Raw genomic sequence first — 18,989 nt, 5'->3', positions numbered from 1 at the left:
CATTGAAAGAGAATGCGACACAAGGAGATAGTAAAAATTCAGGTTTAAAAAGTCAAACAGTGTTGAGTGGTAAACAAAGTATTAGTTTAGGGTAAGAATTACAAACAGAAGTCGTGGCAGCCATTCTAATATAGGAATTATTTGTGAAATGGCATACGAAAAGGAGAGAATATTATGACAGTCAATCGGATGATTCTGAACGAAACATCTTATTTTGGTAAAGGTGCGATCAAAAAATTCGCAAATGAAGCGAAAAAAAGGGGATTCAAAAAAGCTTTAGTGGTCACAGATAAAGACCTATTGAAATTTGAAGTGGCAACGAAGGTTACAGCAATTTTAGATGAGGCAGGATTAAGTTACGACATTTTTGATGGTATCGTACCAAATCCTTCGATTGAAGATGTTAAAGCTGGAGTCAAAGCCTGCCAAACAGCTGGAGCAGATTATATCGTAGTAATTGGGGGCGGTTCGCCTATTGATACAGCAAAAGCAATCGGAATCATTACAACCAATCCTGAGTTTTCAGATGTGATCAGTCTGGAAGGAGTAGCAGATACTAAAAATCCAGCATTACCGATTTTAGCAGTACCGACGACTTCAGGAACTGCTGCCGAAGTAACGATCAATTACGTGATCACAGATAAAGCTAATCAACGTAAATTTGTTTGTGTTGATCCACGTGATATTCCTGTAGCTGCGTTTGTAGATAGCGATATGATGATGGGTATGCCAAAAGGTTTGTGCGCTTCGACAGGTATGGATGCTTTAACCCATGCAATTGAAGGCTACATTACAAAAGATGCTTGGGAAATGACGGATATGCTCCATATCAAAGCAATCGAAATTATCAGCCATACTTTACGCGATTCTGTTGCAGGGAATCAAGCAGCACGAGAAAAAATGGCATTGGGACAATACATTGCCGATATGGGCTTTTCCAATGTTGGGCTAGGCTTGGTTCATGGAATGGCTCATCCATTATCCGCTTGGTACAATACGCCTCATGGAGTGGCTTGTGCAACGCTCTTGCCATTGATCATGGACTTCAATAAAGAATATACTGGTGAAAAATATCGCGATATTGCTGTTGCCATGGGCGTAGAAGGTGCGTATGATATGTCATTGTCAGAAGTTCGTGATGCAGCAGTCCAAGCAGTGAAACAACTTGGTATTGATGTAGGGATCCCACAAAAACTGACTGAGATTGGCATGAAAGAAGCCGATGTATCAAAGGTTTCTGAAGATGCTTTACGCGATGTATGTACACCAGGAAATCCGCGAGATGCTACAGTGGACGAAATCAGTGCATTATATAAATCGATACTGTAAGCAATGAGCGAATTCTCTCATAATAAAACGCAACGGTCGTGCCCAAAAAAAATGATGGAGTAAACTATTCAAGTATGGCGTAAAATTACTAATGAAGACAGAAAATTTCCACTGAATGTGGGACAAATCTAAAAATCAGGTTTGCTACAGACCATAGTTCCGAATAAACGACGTCCAAAAGTCAGGTTTTTCGGAAATTTCAAAAAAACGAGCAATACAAAAAGCGTATTGCTCGTTTTTCTCCAATTTCTCAAACCTAAACGACTTTTGTCTCGACCTCTATCAATGATTGTATCAGCTGGAACTTTTTCCGTTAGGACAAACAATAAAAAACGTGTAAACAAACTCAGCTGCCGATGGCTGTCTCGAGTTTGTTTACACATTTTTTTGTTATTGAGTTGATTTTGAGGGAATGTTCTTTCTCCTCAAAAGTTGCTTCAATTTCATCTATATGTTTTTATGAATATGCCGATATCCTAAAAAAATACGTAGATCTTTCTATAATTCTTGGATCGCTGAAAAATGTTTATTCAATAAAATAGATTTTTGAGCGTATTAGTTTATCGCTTGATAAATTTAATGATATCCTAAAATTGATCGAGTGATAAAGAAAGAGATGTAGGTGATCCCATGAAAAAGATTCTCGTAATAGGCGCAGGAGTCGCCGGTCTAAGTGCCGCAGTTCGGTTACAAAAATTAGGTTATGCAGTAACACTGTACGAAAAGGAAAGTCAACCTGGTGGGAAAATGAACCAAATCAAAAAAGATGGCTTTACTTTTGATTTGGGGCCAACTATCGTGATGATGCCCGAAATCTATAATGAAGTTTTTGAATTTTGTGGAAAAGACCCTGATGACTATATCCCAATGAAAAAAGTTGATCCGATGCTCAAATTATATTTCAACAAGGAGCGTCCTCTTGAATTTTCCAATGATTTAATTGAGTTAATGCGAACGTTAGAAGACATATCATCAGAAGATGCTCAAGGATATATGGCTTTTTTAGCCGATATCTACAAACGTTATACTCTTGCTAAAGAAGCTTTTATAACCAAATCTTTTCGTGGATTTTGGGATTTTTATAATCCTAAATCATTGTGGGCAGGGATTCGCTTGCGCACATTCAGTGACGCATATTCGTCTATTTCAAAATTCGTGAAAGATGAACGATTAAGAAAATCACTGGCATTTCAAACATTATATATTGGTGTTTCTCCTTACCAAGGGCCATCATTATATACGATCATTCCGATGATCGAGTTATTTTATGGTGTTTATTTTATTGAAGGTGGCATGTACACGTTAGCGACTTCTTTGGCTAAGTTATTTGTAGAATTAGGCGGGAAAATAGAATATGGAACGCCTGTCGATGAACTAATCATCGAAAACAAAGTAGCTAAAGGAGTTCGTATTGGAAACGAACAAGTTACAGCTGATGCGATTGTTTGCGGTGCTGATTTCCCTTATGCGATGCAAGAACTGATTCCAGATGAACGTAAAAGAGGAAAATATACGAATAAAAAAATCGAGAACATGGAGTATTCTTGTTCCTGCTTTTTGATGTACTTAGGGTTAGATAAACGCTACCCGGAAGAGCAACTGCATAGTATTTATTTTGCCGATGATTTTAAGCAAAATGTGGAAGATCTATTTGAGATCGGTAAGTTACCGGTGGACCCATCCTTTTATTTATATCGGCCATCATTGATGGATCAAACACTTGCCCCTGAAGGACAGGAAGGGCTATATGTATTGGTCCCTGTTCCGGAGTTATCGATGTACGAGGATTGGTCAGATGAGATCGTTCAGGAGTATCGGCAAAAGGTCTTGACGTTAATCAAAGAGAAGACACTCTTCAAAGATATCGAAGCACACATTGTCTCGGAAACATATATGACACCAAAGGATTTTGAAAAACAGTTCAATGCATACAATGGTGCAACTTTTGGATTGAAGCCGACATTGAAACAAAGCAACTACTACCGTCCGCATAACAAGTTTTCTGCGGCAAAAAATTTATATTTCTGTGGAAGCAGTACCCATCCAGGAGCAGGTGTACCGATCGTGATGCAAAGTGCAAAGCTAGCAGTAGAGGAGGTGTTGAAAGATGACAGGTGACAATGAACGATTGTTTGAGGTCTATCAAGCGGATTTTACTTACTGTGAAGCAGTCATCAAACAACACTCCAAATCATTCTATACCGCTTTTTCTCAACTGCCAAAAAGAAAGGCACAAAGTGTTTATGCTATCTATGCTTTTTGCCGCCAAGCAGATGATCTCATTGACTTGGAAGGAAATGTTGAAGGGTTGGATCAGTTAGAACAGCAGTTAACCGATTTTGAAGCAGGAAAAGTACCCAATGTTCCTATCTGGCGTGCGTTAGCTGTGGTGTTTGCAAATTTTCCGATGGATTTAGCACCCTTTTACGACATGCTCAATGGTCAACGGAAAGATATATCATTTACGCAACCGAAGGATATGAAGGCGCTTGAGGAATATTGTTATTATGTAGCTGGAAGCGTCGGACTAATGTTGCTGCCATTGTTGACGGACCAAGCAACTAAAATAGCTGAACCAGCAAAAAAATTAGGTGAGGCGATGCAACTGACCAATATTTTGCGTGATGTAGGGGAAGATTACCAAATGGGCAGAGTATATTTACCAAAAGAAGAGATGGAAAAATTTCAAGTAACAGAAGAAACGTTGGAAAATAAAGCAGCTACACCAGCTTTTATTGCTTTATGGGAATCTCTGGCTGCGCAAGCAGAAGAACGGTATAAGCAATCTTTTGAAATGCTACCATCGATCCACAAAGATTGTCAGCTAGCACTAACAGCTGCAGCGTTTATTTATCGGGAGCAACTAGAGGCTATTAGAAAAAATCACTATCAAGTATTTACTAGAAAAAATAAAATCAGTCATTTCCGTAAACTTCAATTGCTACGTGAAGTGACAAATTATTTGGAAAAAATCAATCGGACTTCTTCTTTTATCTGAAAAAACGATAAAGGATTCACTCAGAACAATCTGTGAAAAAGGAAGAACAAAAAAGTTATTTGTTTGGATCTAGGCTTATTTTCAAAGAAATTGTCTTTACGCTGTATATTTGAAAAAAGAGGTCGAGATAAAAGTCGTTTAGGTCTGAGAAATTGAAAAAAAACGAGGTTGGGACAGAAGTGTTTAACTCCGAGAAATAAGAAGAAATTCACGAAAATTGCTTTTCAAATTTTTGTGAATTCGGCTTATTTAAGAAGGAGTTGCTTCTGCTCCCACCGTTTATTCGTTTTTAAAGTATGAGACAAAAGTGTTTCTTACTTTTGTCCCACGCTCGTTTTTTTCAATTTCCGGAAAACCTGACTTTTGGACGCTGTTTATTTGGAATTAGAGTCTGTCGCAACCCTGATTTTTAGATTTGTCCCACATTCTTTAAATTTTAATTTGCGGATGTTCAAGAAGTGTTGAGCAATGACAGCTACGCCACCGAAGAGAATTGCTTTTTTCCCCAGAAGTGTATTTCGAACAATGATTTCTTTTGTAAAGCGACTGCTTAGGGCGTTATTGATATAGTCGATCATTATCGGCAATTTACGGTAGAGGGGACTATTGACTACGATGATATCAGGATCATAAATCATACTGATATTATTGATACCAATACTTAACAATTCCGCATTTTTTTTTATTAAATGAAGTGCATCAGGATCTGCTTGATTCACATAAGTCGCAATGATGTCTGAATTCGCATATTCAAGGTTTTTTTTGTGCGCAAATTCTTCATAGATGGCTTTGTTTGAAGCATATTGTTCTAAACAACCATGATTGCCACAGGGACAAGGGAGGCCGTTGGGATACAAAATCGTGTGGCCGATCTCTCCAGACTTGCCATGTTTACCGATTTTTAAAATCCCGTCTTCCACAATGCCACAACCGATGCCACTATGGCTACTGATACTAATCAAATTTTGTAAGGGAGAAGAAAAAGTATATTCACCTAAAGTAGCTAAATTCGCTTCGTTATGGATAAAAACCGGGAATGAGTAGTGATCCATCAATTGCTGTTTCAAATCAATCGTGTCTAAATCATAATAAGGGGTAAAAATTGCTTGTTCATCCAAGATGACTCCGTGGATGCCGATCGTCATACCTACGATATCATACGGCGTGGATGGGTTATGTGTCATCAAGTCAGCAATCGCTGTTTGCAAAAGTGCAACTACGTTTGTTGAATCAACAGAGATTCTCTCTTTTTCGACCGTAGCAATCGGCGTGCCATCAATATAAGACAACATCCCCTCTAGATAGTCATAGCCGACATCAAAAGAAAGAGCAGTAGCAACTTTTCGATTGAATGTCAACATGATAGGCTTTCTGCCACCAGAGATTGATGCATTCCCAATACGAGTTTGGATGATTAATTGATCATCTAACAATTTCTTTGTGATGTCTGAAACAGAAGCTTTGTTCAAACCAGTGGTAGCAGCTAACTCAGCTCTAAAGACTTCTTGTTTGTCGATGATGGCTTTAAGAATGTTCGCTTGGTTACTTTCACGAATGGTATATTTGCTTGAAATCATAAAAATTCCTTTCCTTATCCAGGAGATATAGGTAATATAACAGGATTATCTATAATTATATAGTGAAATAAAAAGTTTAACAAATGAATTTTTTTAAATGGTATCCCTATAAAAACGATCGTTATAAAAAAGATGCTGAAGATGACCTGTCACCTTAAAAGTAAGTAGTACTAAAAAGGGGACAAGCCACCGCTAGATGATATAAGTAGGTAGTCATTCCTCGTTATAGTTTCTTTTCAACTAATTTTAATTCTTCAAGCAGGGCTTTTCGTCGAGGATACTTTTCCTTTAATTCTTTGATCAAGAGTTGAGCGGAAACGATACTATTTGGTAAGCTAGCCATTTCTGTGATTAATCGAGCAATTTTATGATAATGTGGTCGAGTACCGGTTGGCTGGGCCATCTTTCGTAGTTCATATTCATATTTCTGTAAAAGGGCATCTGGCGCATGCTTTTTCAAATAAATGAAATAATGGCTCGCTTCTTCTAGTCCAGGTGCTTTGAGTACATAATCCAGCAGTAAATCATAGCGCTTTTCTTGTGAATAGAATAAGCCCACACCGACATGGTTTCGTAATTTTTCGAATAAGTCAGCACTACGTTTTTCCCATTCTTCGGGTGTACAAACTTTTTTCAATTGATGGATCAAATTCATATCTACTACACTATTTTCAATCAATAAGCGATAGATTTGATTTGCGTATTCCTGTATGTTGCCTAATTTTTGGTAAAGTCGTTTTAGGGAATAACGATGTAGTAAAACCAAATCTGGAGAATGATTATCCATTTCGATGCTTGCTTTCAATACAGTTACAGCTTCAGCATACGCCTTCTTTTTTTTGAGATAGTCCACATATTGCGAACGTGCAGCAGGAGAAGACCAGTTTTCTTTGACCGCATAGTGGATCTGATTGGCCGAATAATTCAGCATTTCCATCTGTTTCACTGAAAGAAACCGTTTTGGGGTTGCTGGATTCTTTTTTTTCTGGGTATTACTAGCGTAACCCGCATCTTCTGAATGACTGCCTATTTTCTCATGCAAGAGTTTATGTATGTATAAATTAGAATCGATTCGTTGCGGATCGCCTACTTGAGCGGTAAGTCTATGGATCAACTCTTCTTCTTCTCTTGCTGTAGCATAACGGAACAGTATTTTTAAAGAGGTATAACAATGGTTCAGCAAGCGATCAATTGCTTGAGCAGAATAACAAATTTCTGAAAAGTCGATTATTTTAATGACTGCATTGACTACTTCAAAACCATGTAAAACTTTCTTCTGTTTAATTGAACGTTTTACTTGTAACTCTGTAAAGAGGATCATCTCTGTTATGAATACGTCAACTCTTTCAGAAGGGGCATCGCCATCAATGTTATTTTTATGAGTCGTGCCAATTGTGTCGGAATGAGCAGGAGCTGCTGAGTCATCTAGTGAAATATGTCGGCAAAAGCGTTGCGCCAACCGCGGATTCTCTTGTAAAACAATAGTCAAAAAACTTTGGATCTGCGTGTCATCTGCATGAGTGATCGATTGTGCTATCTCTCGCTCACATTCTTTGGGGAAATGCGTTTCATATTCGAATAAGAGCGCAACTAAGTGGGGGCATTGTTTTACAGATGGGCACAGGCAATCACAGGTTGTGTGTAAGATCTGATGTGTATCATCTAAAACAATCATGGCATTTTTTTCTGTATCATCCGTGATTTTAGCGGTCATTTGTTGTTTTTCAATCGTAAACTCAAGGACACGCTTTTCTAAAAAATAAGAATAACCTAAGTCTAACGTCTTTTCTAAAAAATAACTTTGCCAATCTTTCAAAGTAAATTCCTCCTTAAAACTTTTTACTTAATAAGTTTAACGGATAATAGAAAGTAAAACAGTATTTTTTTAATAATACTATTGTTATTTAATAGGAAATAAATAAGAACTTTGTCAAGAATTTAACCTACAAAAATTTTTCAATGATTTCTTGATTTTCTGGGCGATGCTCATTTTCTAGTACAGCAATTTTATGGATCAACTCTGCTAAAGTCATTTGTTCCATTTCTCGTTCCACTTTTTCTTGTAATCGAGAATAGCTTTCTGTCAAAGCTTCTTGGATATTGGCGCCCACCACACAATTTGGGTTGGTTTTTGGGTCGACTTGGATCAAGTTTGTATTGCCTTCAATGCTTTGATAAACATCAAGTAGCGTAATTTTTTCTGGTTTTCTTGCTAAAGAAGGAGCTGCTTTGCCATTTTGAGTAATAATCAGTCCAGATTTTTTTAGTTTGCTCATGATTTTTCGGACATTTGCTGCGCTAGTTTCGATACTTTTGGCAATCATTTCACTTGATAATAGATTGCTATTTTGGAAGATTTCAATGTAGGCTAAAATATGAATTGCATCACTGAATTGTAAAGAATATTTCATAGGAATACCTCCTGGTAGTTTTTCTCTTGACTTATCTTAGCATACTCTTTAAGATAATGGTGTAACTTATAAATGTACAGGTTAGAAATTTAAGAAATAGTTAGATAATCAAAGGAGTGGTCAATATGACTTATTTAGTAACAGGAGCAACTGGTGGTTTTGGGAAATACGCTGTAAATTATTTGAAAGAGCTTGTTCCAAATGAAGAAATCTATGTGCTTGCTCGGAGTGAAGAAAAAGGAGCAGGGTTAAAAAATGAAGGGATGAATGTTCGAATTGGTGATTATTCTGATCTTTCATCGATGAAGAAGGCATTGACAGGAATCGATCGTTTGCTTTTTGTTTCTGGTGCACCGGGGAATCGTCAAGAGGAACATGAGAATGTAGTGAAGGCTGCGAAAGAAAGTGGTGTCTCTTATATTGCGTATACTAGCTTTGCAGATGCAGATCATTCAACTAGTATCTTAGCTCCCGACCATCAATTTACAGAGAAAGTAATCAAAGATTCTGGTATTCCCCATACTTTTTTGCGGAATAACTGGTATTTAGAAAATGAATGGCCAATTATCGAGCTTGCTTTAAAGACAGGTCGTTTTGTTTATGCTGCAGGGGACGGAAAAACAGGATGGGCGCTCAAACGCGAATACGCAGAAGTGGCAGCTAAAGCAGTAGCAGGTTCTGCATTTCCAGAAGTACTAGAATTATCAGGAAAACCAGTCACTTATGAAGAACTAGGTCAAACGTTGAAACAAGTGTTAGATCAACCGATTGAAATCATTCAAACTGACAATCAGGGATTTATGAAACACTTGGAAGAAGCAGGCTATCCTGAAGCAGCGGCACAAATGTTTGCAGCTATCCAAGAGGATATCAAAAATGGCCAACTAAATGTTGTGTCTGATGATTTTGACAAAGCATTAGAAAAACCGTTGATTTCTTTAGAAGAAGGCTTAAGAGAATTAGTGAAGTAACACAATAAGAAAAGTGTTCCAGATGGCATAGGAGGCCGAGACAAAAGTATTTTTTACTTCTGTCCCAGCCTCTTTTTTTGAAATTCCCGAAAAAACTGACTTTGGGACGCCGTTTATTCGAGAGTCTGTCGAAAAACTGATTTAGAGAGCATAGAGCATCGATTGGGATGCTTTTTTTAGATTTTTTTTTTATGTTCGAGAAATTTTTCTGCTACTAGTGATACGGTTGATGTTTGTTCACAGATCAAAGAAGAAAGTGAGGTTTTTCCTCTTTCTTCTTTTTTTGAAGTAAACGAAACCATTTTTTCTTTATTTCATGTATACTGACTAATGTATAGGATTTATGAGAATTTTTTTAGAATAGTTACTATTTTAACCATAAAATTCAACATTTAGACTATACAACATTCAGATAATAAGAAGAATCAATAAGGAGAGTGTCATGAAATTTAGAAGTTTTCTACTAAGTACGATTATTTTAGGGAGCCTAGTTGTCACCAATGCAACCGTTCTAGCAGAAGAAATCGGATCATCAAACTCTGAGACTACTGAAGTCAATCAAATGAATGAAGTACAAACAACTGAAACAAGTGCTAGTGTTCTAACACAAACAACGGAGGCTGTAAGTACAACAGATACAGTAACGGATACTTCCGCTACAAATGAAACGTCAACAAATGAAACACCAACAAACGAAAATCCAGAAACAGCAGAAGAAATCACGAATCAATTGACGGATGGACAAACGATCACACATACGCACCAAGCAGATTTATCTGAATTTACAAATGGTGTGATGGCGCGCTCAGCTCGAGTTGCCAACACTTCGCAGCAAGCATTTATCGATAGCATTGCTTCTTCCGCTCAAAGTCTAGCGAATGAAAATGATTTATATGCATCAGTTATGATTGCCCAAGCAATTGTAGAAAGTGGTTGGGGGAAAAGCACACTGTCCGCAGCTCCAAACTATAACTTATTTGGGATCAAAGGGAATTACCAAGGGCAATCTGTCACGATGCCAACTTCTGAATATGTAAATGGACAGTGGATCACTGTCAATGCAGCATTTAGAAAATATCCTTCCTATAAAGAGTCATTACAAGACAATGCCAAAGTATTAAAAACGACTTCTTTCCAATCTGGTGTATATTACTACTCTGGTGCTTGGAAAAGTAATACCAAGTCATACAAAGATGCAACAGCTTGGTTGACTGGTCGCTATGCGACTGCGCCAAATTATGGGGCCACATTGAATAGTGTCATCGAAACCTATAATTTGACCCAATATGATACAGCGAAGGTGTCAACTTCCCCAATGTATCGCCTCTACAATAAACATACAGGTGAACATTTGTATACATTGAATGCTGGAGAAAAAGATTATTTGCCAAAAGTGGGTTGGAAATATGAAGGGATTGCTTGGCAAGCACCGAATAGTGGCCAACCGGTTTATCGGATGTATAACCCTTATAGCGGAGACCATCACTATACAATGGCGCAATCAGAAATCAACTTTCTAAAACCATTGGGCTGGCGTTATGAAGGATTGAGCTTCTATTCTGGGGGTTCCAAACCTATTTATCGCCTGTTTAATCCAAATGAAAAAACTGGAACACATCACTATACTCTAAGCGCTTCTGAAAGAGATTTCCTTACTCCATTAGGTTGGAAATATGAAGGAGTAGGTTTTTACGGGTATTAGTCCACTTTTACTAACTAAATAAAAAGAAGACCCTTTTCGATTGATTTCTTTATTACCAGGTCAGTAGACTGACAGGTAGATGAAGCATAAGTCGTAAAAGGGCTTTTTTTTATTTGAAAAAAAATACTTACACAAAAGTTTTAAATGTGCTACGATAACCTTCGTGACAAAATTAAAGGAGTGGTATAGTTGCCTACAAACAAAAAAGAAGGAATAATTTTTACAACAATGATGTGTTTCTTGATGGTCTTAGGAATGAGTGTGTACAATCTATGGCTTCATGGGGATTTGCAGTTTTCTAGTCTTCTAATCGGTCTAGTACCTGGATTCGTTGTTGCCTTCATTTTAGATGTGTTTATCATTGGAGTTATTGCAAAAAAAATAGCTTTCAAGCTACCTGTTAATCCAGAAAGCAAGTTTCAGATGATCGTGACGATTTCTTGTCTAATGGTCTTAGGAATGGTTACTTGCATGTCTTTATTTGGTATCATCCTTGAACAAGGTATTCCAGATCAATTACTTTCTTCATATTTAAATGCTTGGAAAATGAATGTGATTGCTGCATTGCCGTTGCAATTACTGATCGTTGGTCCAATTTCTAGAAGTATATTAAGTAAAATCCAAAATTAACAAAAGGTATGTAATGATTCAATAGATGTAAAAAAAGCCGACTCTTCATTGGAGCGACTCTCTAAGTTGGACTTCTAACTTACGGGGGCGTTTCAATAGTGAGGGGCTTTTTTATTTAATCGAAAAAGGTTTGCATCATTTCTCGTACTTGTTGGCACCAATCAAGCTCTTGTTGGCAAAGTAAGATTCGACGCTGGATTACGACATAACGACCAAATTCTTCTCGTTTATCAATCGAAAGATCGACCAATTTTGCTTGGTTTTTTTGCATGATTTTGTTCAATTGCTGTTCTCGTGTAAAAAGCAATCCAGTTGCTGTTGTTTTATCTAAGGTTGAGAAGGCGTAGATTTTGGCTAGAAATTCGTCTTTTTGCGTAGGAGCAGGGGTTTCTTCTTTGATCCATTCTTCTACTAAAGAACGTCCTTCATCGGTTAACGTATAAATCTTTTTTTGGGAATGTTCTTCAATTTCTAGAACAGTGATATACCCTTTCTGATCTAACTTTGCCAAGGTAGTATAGATCTGGCTGTGGTGAGCTTCCCAAAAAATCGTAATAAGTTGTTTCAATTCATAACCTGATCGAGGTTTAGACAAAAGAACGCACAATAGGATATAGGCTAAAGTATTCATACGATACCTCCTGACTGATTTCTTTTTATTATAGCACATTCTTTATTCTTAAGCTCACATGTGCATATTGACATGTAAAATAAATCATGTATGATGCTATATAGAAAGAAAGGAATGGAAAACTTGGAGAATCAATTAGAAATAAGTGAACAAACAAAAGGAAAAAATTCAGCACTTGTCGTAGCTACTACATGTATGATTTCATTTATGGGAGTCGGTCTGGTCGATCCAATCTTGAAGACAATAGCTGCGCAATTAGATGCAACACCTGCTCAAACGACGTTATTATTTACTAGTTATATGCTTGTTACTGGAGTAGTTATGCTATTTACGGGCTTTTTATCAAGTCGCATCGGTTTGAAAAAAACGTTGATGGCGGGATTATTTATCATTGTTATATTTGCTGGACTTGGTGGATTATCTAATAATATCAATACGTTGATTGGCTTGCGTGCCGGTTGGGGTGTCGGAAATGCATTATTTGTTTCAACGGCACTAGCATCGATTGTTAGTATGTTAGTGGGGAATACAGAAAAAGCGATCATGATGTATGAAGCTGCTTTGGGTTGCGGAATGGCAGTCGGTCCCTTAGTTGGTGGTATTTTAGGAAGTGGTTCATGGCGTTATCCATTTTATGGAGTAGCAACTTTGATGTTTTTAGGATTTATTGCACTAGCATTTCTTTTACCAGAAGCTGAAAAGCCAAAAACAAAAGTTGGCTTTTGGGAAGGGGTGAAAGCATTAAGCAACCATAAGTTACGCTCCGTTGGTTTGATTGCTTTATTGTACAATTTTGGATTTTTTACGTTATTGGCTTATGCACCTTTCTTATTGGTAGGTTATAGCGAATTAGAAGTCGGTTTTGTTTTCTTTGGCTGGGGTGTGTTATTAGCGATTGCTTCCATTTTCGTTGCACCAGTACTAGAAAAGAAATTCACGACTTACCGCACGATTTTAGTTGCTTTTATTTTCTTCATCATTTGTTTGGAATTATTGGGAGCAGGCGCATCGTTCCAAGTACTTGTACCAATCAGTATTGTTCTTTCTGGTTTTTTCCAAGGGATCATCAATACATTGCTAACAACGATTGCAATGGAAATACCTGGGTTGCAACGAAACGTTGCTTCTTCAAGTTATAGCTTTGTTCGTTTCTTTGGTGGGGCACTGGCTCCGTTTATTGCCGGTGAGATTGGTGAAAAAATGGGAGAAAGCTATGCGTTTTATTTTGCGGCAATCATTGTGGTGATCAGCGTAGTCTGTATCATTTATCATCACAACTATTTTGTCACAAGTGAAGGGGAAGAATAAGTTTGATAGGATCTTGCTTTTTGCGTAACTACGCAAAAAAGGCAAGGTCTTTTTTTTTACTTTACTGGAAAGTCGAGCAGTTATGAGATACAATCCAAGGGAGAAAGGGAGGGGAAAACATGTTAGAAGAGTATTTTAAAGAAGTTGGCCTAACGTATATTGAGCTTCCTATTGAATTGGTAGATGGCCGTCCTGTGTATCAAGGCTATCTAAAAGAACTACCGACACTTAACGCAACTGGCGAGTCGAGAAAAGTGATGCAACATAAATTGGCGAAATTATACCAAGCCTATCGTGAACAATTGCTTGCTGAAGTGGAAGAAGAAAAAGAAAAAACGATGAATTTGTCGATGGATGAACTTTTGCGCTATTACGATGGGGAAACATTTGATGGTTTTGCTATTTTGGATCATGAAGGTGAAAGTTATTAGTAAGAGATTGTAAAAAAATGCTAAGAATATTGGGTAAAGAATATTTCTGAGAAGACTGTAAGAGAAGCTAGAACTAGAACAGAAGTGTTTTGTTTCAAGGGGAAATCTCAAAAAAAAAAAAAAACGAGGCTGGGACAGAAGTGTTTAATTCCGAGAAATAAGAAGAAATTCATTAAAATTGCTTTTCAAATTTTTGTGAATTTCGGCTTATTTAAGAAGGAGTTGCTTCTGCTCCCACCGTTTATTCGTTTTTTCTTCAATTTCTCAAATCTAAACGACTTTTGTCTCAATCTCTTTTCTTAATTGATAAAATGACTGATTTTCTTACTGTTTGTATCCATTATTTGAATCGATTGGTAAGATTACTCTTATTTAATTGGTATTTATATGAAAGATGGAAGATACCTGCAATCAGTAAAGTAATCGTATAAGCAATCGATTGGTTAAAAGCAAAAATGTAATTGAGTATAGCTAGGGCACTTAAAGCGATCATATAACTGAGATATAAGCGCCGAACCATTCCTTTTGGACCAATTCGTTGCAGATAACTACTCCACTTTGCTTGCGCATTTCGCAAGCTTCTTTTTTTAAACTGGAAAAAAAGAGCTAAAAGGCCAACACCTAAAAAAGCAGAGAGATTCAAGGAAACGATATAAACAAAGAAAATTTTTAGAATTTCAAACATAGTGGGACCTTTCTAAATAAAATTTTCAACATACATACTAAAAAGAAGATTTAGCATAGTTTATTTTGAAGCACGTAAATGTTTCGTGTGAAACAATTTAACGGATTTGACCATCTCCATAAATGACATATTTGGTGGAAGTCAATTCATTCAGCCCCATTGGTCCACGCGCATGTAGTTTTTGTGTGGAAATGCCGATTTCTGCACCAAAACCGAAGACAGCGCCATCTGTGAAGCGAGTAGAGGCATTGACATAGACAGCGGCGGCGTCAACTTCATTTAAAAAGCGTTGGCTAGCTTGGTAACTGTCTGTGACGATGGCTTCGGAATGCTTCGTGTTATGCTGATTGATGTGTGTGATTGCATCATCTAAGGAATCAACCACTTTTACTGCTAAAATATAATCCAGATATTCGGTGTCCCAATCATTTTCTTCTGCTAGCGTAGCGGTTTCTAAGTAGTCCATAGCCCGAGCATCTGCGCGCAAGGAAACACCATGTTCAACGAGTTCTTTTTCAATGACTGGTAAAAAGAAAGGTGCAATTTCTGAATGGATCAGTAAGGTTTCTGCTGCATTGCATACCGAAGGACGAGAGGCCTTTGCGTTGACAATGATATCAACCGCCATAGACAATTGGGCATCCTTATCGATATAGACATGGTTGTTTCCTGTGCCTGTTTCAATAATCGGTACTGTTGCTTGTTCTTTAACGCGACGGATCAAGTTTGCACCACCACGAGGAATCAAAACATCCAAGTAGTCGGTTAATTTCATCAATTGTTCTGCTGTTTCATGTGACGTGTCATCAACAAATTGGATGGCATAAGGGGATTGTCCAGCGCTCACTAATGTTTGTTGCAGTAATTGAACCAACAACTGATTTGAGGAGAAGGCTTCTTTTCCACCACGTAGGATGACCGCATTTCCTGATTTAAAAGCTAAGCTGGCTGCATCAGTAGTAACGTTTGGTCTGGATTCATAGATGATCCCGATGACACCAAGTGGCACTCGTTTTTTCCCAATCAAGAGACCATCAGCATTAGTCCACATTTGATCTACTTTTCCAATAGGATCATCTAATTGGGCGACTTTGTTCATTTCTTCTGCCATTGCATGGATTCGTTCCGGTGTTAGACGTAAGCGATCTAGCATCGTTTCATTGATACCATTTTCTTCAGCTTGTGCTAAATCTTTCTGGTTGGCTTCTAATAGTGCGCCTTGATTTTTTTTGAGCGTCAACGCCATTTGTTTCAATAGAGAATTTTTTTGCTCAGTACTCATCAACGCGAGTATATGGGCACTTTTCTTTGCATCTTTTCCAAGTTGGTTTAAATCAGTCATGACTGTTCCTCCTTAAATAGTGTGCCAATTTCTTTTCCAGCTAATAGGTCAAAAATGATCTTAGGATCTTTTCCATTTGCCAAGATCATCGTGCTTTGTGCTTCAAAAATACGTAAGGCGGCTTTTAATTTACTATGCATGCCGCCAGTTCCAAAGGTCGAACCTGCACCACCGGCTTGTTCCATTAGTGTATTATCGATTCCCGTAACAGTTTGGTACATTTTGGCATTGGGATTGACTGTCGGATTATCTGAATAAAAACCATCGATATCGGATAAGACGATCAATAAGTCCGCATTGATCAGTTTTGTAACAATGGCAGACAATTGGTCGTTGTCGCCGAATTTTGTTAAGTGGTCTAATTCATCGACGGCTACAGTATCATTCTCATTAACGATTGGGATCGTGCCCATCGCCAATAACTGCTCCAACGTATTTACAACATTCTTTCTGCTTTCCGGAAAATCGATCACATCTCTAGTAACTAAGATTTGGGCAGTTTGCTGATTGTAGACAGTAAAACGCTGATTGTAGATGTTCATTAATTCAGCTTGACCGATTGCCGCTATGGCTTGTTGTTCAGGAATGGTAGCAGGGCGGGTCGAACGATTCGTTTTATGCATCCCGACACCTACAGCACCAGAAGAGACTAAGACGACCTCTTTTCCACGATTGTGCAGATCAGATAGAACAAATGCAAGTTGATCGATGGCAGCTAGATTGATTGTCCCATTAGGATAGATCAACGTACTTGTTCCGACTTTAATAACAATTCGATTGGCTTTGATAACTTCTTTTCGCATGTGACACCTCTATAATTATTTACACTGATAGATTTCGTTCTATTCTACTTGTTTTGTACCATAAAGTCATGTTAAAAATCTAATTTTTTTTCAGTAGAAATGGTGATTTTCTTCAGCATAACAGAATTTCATGAAGAATTTTTAAAGAAGAGCTTTTGTTCCAATGAATATGTTAAAATAAAAATAGTTTATTCTGGGAGGAAATTCGGTGAAAAAAAGAGGATTTGAAGTTATATCAACTTATGAAAAGCAACAAATAAACTTACCAAAAAGAGCCACACATCATGCTGCAGGCTATGATTTTGAAGCGGCAGAAGAAATTGTGATTCCAAGTGTATGGAAAGCGGGACTAAAGCAAGGAATGGCAACAATGACTGAGGTATTGAAAAATAACATGGTTGCAGACGAAGAGAAAAAAATCAAACCCGTACTCGTGCCAACTGGTATCAAGGCATACATGGGGGAAGAGGAGTTCTTACAGTTAGCGAACCGTTCAAGTAATCCGTTAAAACGCTTTTTGATCTTGACCAATGGTGTGGGTGTGATCGACAGTGACTATTACAACAATGAAGCAAATGAAGGACATATCATGTTCCAGTTCACCAACTTCGGCTTCAAAGATGTAGTCATCAAAAAAGGCGAGCGGATTGGTCAAGGAATCTTCCTACCGTTTTTAAAAGTAGATCAAGATCAGACGGAAAATGCCCGTCAAGGCGGTTTTGGTTCATCCAACCAACATTGATTTAAGGTAGAGTTAAATTTAAAAAGATAATTTAAGGAGGCGAGACGATGGCAAAAAAAGCAAAAGTGCAATTTGTCTGTCAGAACTGTGGGTATGTTTCGCCTAAATTTTTAGGGCGATGCCCGAATTGTGGAAAATGGAATACGATGGTGGAAGAAATTGAGCAGGATACTAGCGACCGCAGAACTAGGACGAGCTTAACTGGTGAAAAAGCGAAGCCAACTAAAATTGCGGAAGTCATCCCCAAAAAAGAATCACGGGTAAAAACGAAACTTGCTGAATTGAATCGAGTATTAGGAGGCGGTGTTGTTCCAGGATCAATGATCTTGATCGGTGGAGATCCAGGTATCGGGAAATCGACGTTGTTATTACAAGTTTCACAACAACTTGCAGACATTGGTGGTAAAGTATTATATGTATCTGGTGAAGAAAGCGCTGAGCAAATCAAGCTACGTGCGGAACGTCTAGGATCGATCGACACGGAATTTTATTTATACGCAGAAACAGATATGAATGAGATCAGCCGAGCAATTGAACAAATCTCTCCTGATTATGTCATTATTGATTCCATCCAAACAATGACACAACCGGATATCACGAGTGTAGCAGGTAGCGTGAGTCAAGTGCGGGAAACGACCGCAGAATTATTAAAAATTGCCAAAACGAACGGTATCGCTATTTTTATCGTTGGACATGTCACAAAAGAAGGGTCGATTGCAGGTCCAAGAATGCTCGAACACATGGTAGATACGGTTCTTTATTTCGAAGGAGAACAACACCACAGTTTCCGTATTTTAAGAGCGGTGAAGAATCGATTTGGTTCGACAAATGAAATTGGTATTTTTGAGATGCACGAGCATGGGTTGGAGGAAGTGGTGAATCCTTCGCAGATTTTCTTAGAAGAGCGCTTAGAAGGCGCAACCGGTTCAGCCATCGTGGTGGCAATGGAAGGCACTCGTCCTATTTTAGTAGAGATCCAAGCGCTTGTGACGCCCACGATGTTCGGAAACGCAAAACGAACAACGACTGGCTTAGATTTTAACCGAGTCTCACTGATCATGGCTGTCCTAGAAAAAAGAGCAGGCTTATTGTTGCAGAATCAAGATGCTTACTTAAAAGCGGCTGGTGGGGTAAAATTAAATGAACCGGCCATTGATTTAGCTATTGCGATCAGTATTGCTTCGAGTTACAAAGAAAAAGGAACACAGCCAACAGAATGCTTTATTGGCGAAATCGGTTTGACTGGTGAGATCAGACGGGTAAGTCATATTGAGCAGAGGGTCAAAGAAGTACAGAAATTAGGATTTACAAAAGTGTATCTGCCAAAAAATAATCTTGGCGGATGGCAACCACCTCAGGGAATCGAAGTAGTGGGCGTAGCCACATTAGCTGAAACATTAAAACGTGTGTTTCGCTAAAATCAAAAATC

17 protein-coding genes are annotated in these 18,989 nt (G+C 38.0%); 10 read left to right on the top strand and 7 right to left on the bottom strand.

The features are described from left to right. Positions 1-174: 174 nt before the first annotated feature. The 3 genes from fucO (at position 175) to DVW83_RS03560 (ending at position 4,327) form a co-directional block, all read left to right on the top strand. On the top strand, positions 175-1,329 hold the full coding sequence (fucO, locus tag DVW83_RS03570; RefSeq protein ID WP_104660439.1) for a lactaldehyde reductase: 1,155 nt from the start codon (positions 175-177) through the stop codon (positions 1,327-1,329). A gap of 630 nt (positions 1,330-1,959) precedes the next feature. Further along, positions 1,960-3,447, top strand: a complete 1,488-nt coding sequence (locus tag DVW83_RS03565; RefSeq protein WP_104660437.1) for a phytoene desaturase family protein — start codon at positions 1,960-1,962, stop codon at positions 3,445-3,447. Then, positions 3,437-4,327 carry a phytoene/squalene synthase family protein gene (locus DVW83_RS03560; protein ID WP_104660436.1) on the top strand — a complete coding sequence of 297 codons (891 nt, stop codon included), beginning with the start codon at positions 3,437-3,439 and terminating at the stop codon, positions 4,325-4,327. The genes DVW83_RS03565 and DVW83_RS03560 overlap by 11 nt, the downstream gene beginning before the upstream one ends. Positions 4,328-4,701: 374 nt before the next feature. On the opposite strand, the gene DVW83_RS03555 is transcribed toward DVW83_RS03560, so the two are convergent. From DVW83_RS03555 to DVW83_RS03545, 3 genes are all read right to left on the bottom strand, one after another. Then, positions 4,702-5,904 (bottom strand): ROK family transcriptional regulator, encoded by a 1,203-nt coding sequence (locus tag DVW83_RS03555; RefSeq protein ID WP_104662101.1) that lies wholly within the window; start codon positions 5,902-5,904, stop codon positions 4,702-4,704. Positions 5,905-6,127: 223 nt separating this feature from the next. Then, a complete protein-coding gene (locus tag DVW83_RS03550) occupies positions 6,128-7,720 on the bottom strand; it encodes a hypothetical protein (protein WP_104662100.1) in 1,593 nt (530 codons plus the stop codon). A gap of 127 nt (positions 7,721-7,847) precedes the next feature. Next, a complete protein-coding gene (locus tag DVW83_RS03545; RefSeq protein ID WP_104662099.1) occupies positions 7,848-8,315 on the bottom strand; it encodes an Rrf2 family transcriptional regulator in 468 nt (155 codons plus the stop codon). Positions 8,316-8,440: 125 nt separating this feature from the next. Here DVW83_RS03545 and DVW83_RS03540 point away from each other — a divergent pair, with 125 nt between their 5' ends. The 3 genes from DVW83_RS03540 (at position 8,441) to DVW83_RS03530 (ending at position 11,618) form a co-directional block, all read left to right on the top strand. Beyond that, positions 8,441-9,286: an SDR family oxidoreductase gene (locus DVW83_RS03540; RefSeq protein ID WP_104662098.1), complete on the top strand. Its 846-nt coding sequence runs from the start codon at positions 8,441-8,443 to the stop codon at positions 9,284-9,286. A 442-nt stretch (positions 9,287-9,728) separates the two neighbouring features. After that, the gene (locus tag DVW83_RS03535; RefSeq protein WP_104662097.1) at positions 9,729-10,988 is read left to right on the top strand and encodes a glycoside hydrolase family 73 protein; all 1,260 of its coding nucleotides are present in this window, start codon (positions 9,729-9,731) and stop codon (positions 10,986-10,988) included. A gap of 189 nt (positions 10,989-11,177) precedes the next feature. Next, a complete protein-coding gene (locus tag DVW83_RS03530; RefSeq protein WP_104662096.1) occupies positions 11,178-11,618 on the top strand; it encodes a DUF2798 domain-containing protein in 441 nt (146 codons plus the stop codon). A gap of 115 nt (positions 11,619-11,733) precedes the next feature. Here DVW83_RS03530 and DVW83_RS03525 read toward each other — a convergent pair whose 3' ends face one another. After that, positions 11,734-12,249 carry a PadR family transcriptional regulator gene (locus tag DVW83_RS03525; RefSeq protein WP_081135285.1) on the bottom strand — a complete coding sequence of 172 codons (516 nt, stop codon included), beginning with the start codon at positions 12,247-12,249 and terminating at the stop codon, positions 11,734-11,736. Between the two features lie 114 nt (positions 12,250-12,363). Between DVW83_RS03525 and DVW83_RS03520 the strand changes: the two genes are divergently transcribed. Beyond that, positions 12,364-13,557, top strand: a complete 1,194-nt coding sequence (locus DVW83_RS03520) for an MFS transporter (RefSeq protein ID WP_137239040.1) — start codon at positions 12,364-12,366, stop codon at positions 13,555-13,557. A gap of 119 nt (positions 13,558-13,676) precedes the next feature. Further along, complete coding sequence (locus DVW83_RS03515; RefSeq protein WP_104662094.1) at positions 13,677-13,988, top strand: hypothetical protein; 312 nt, start codon at positions 13,677-13,679, stop codon at positions 13,986-13,988. 340 nt (positions 13,989-14,328) lie between these two features. Here the strand turns inward: DVW83_RS03515 and DVW83_RS03505 are convergent, their stop codons facing one another. The 3 genes from DVW83_RS03505 to proB form a co-directional block, all read right to left on the bottom strand. Then, positions 14,329-14,673, bottom strand: coding sequence for a hypothetical protein (locus DVW83_RS03505; RefSeq protein WP_104661872.1), 345 nt, complete (start codon positions 14,671-14,673; stop codon positions 14,329-14,331). 97 nt (positions 14,674-14,770) lie between these two features. Beyond that, entirely contained in the window at positions 14,771-16,015 is a 1,245-nt protein-coding gene (locus DVW83_RS03500) for a glutamate-5-semialdehyde dehydrogenase (protein ID WP_104661873.1), read from the bottom strand. After that, entirely contained in the window at positions 16,012-16,818 is an 807-nt protein-coding gene (gene proB / locus DVW83_RS03495) for a glutamate 5-kinase (protein ID WP_104661874.1), read from the bottom strand. The genes DVW83_RS03500 and proB overlap by 4 nt, the downstream gene beginning before the upstream one ends. A 208-nt stretch (positions 16,819-17,026) precedes the next feature. On the opposite strand from proB, the gene DVW83_RS03490 reads away from it, so the two are divergent. Together DVW83_RS03490 and radA are read left to right on the top strand one after the other, a co-directional pair. Continuing rightward, positions 17,027-17,560: a dUTP diphosphatase gene (locus DVW83_RS03490; protein WP_104661875.1), complete on the top strand. Its 534-nt coding sequence runs from the start codon at positions 17,027-17,029 to the stop codon at positions 17,558-17,560. A 47-nt stretch (positions 17,561-17,607) separates the two neighbouring features. Beyond that, the gene (radA, locus tag DVW83_RS03485; protein ID WP_137239036.1) at positions 17,608-18,978 is read left to right on the top strand and encodes a DNA repair protein RadA; all 1,371 of its coding nucleotides are present in this window, start codon (positions 17,608-17,610) and stop codon (positions 18,976-18,978) included. Positions 18,979-18,989 lie beyond the last annotated feature (11 nt).

Origin of the sequence: Enterococcus sp. VV15, assembly GCF_005236045.1 — a bacterium.
Taxonomy (GTDB): Bacteria; Bacillota; Bacilli; order Lactobacillales; family Enterococcaceae; genus Enterococcus_B; species Enterococcus_B durans.
This window is presented reverse-complemented; position numbering and strand designations above follow the sequence as displayed.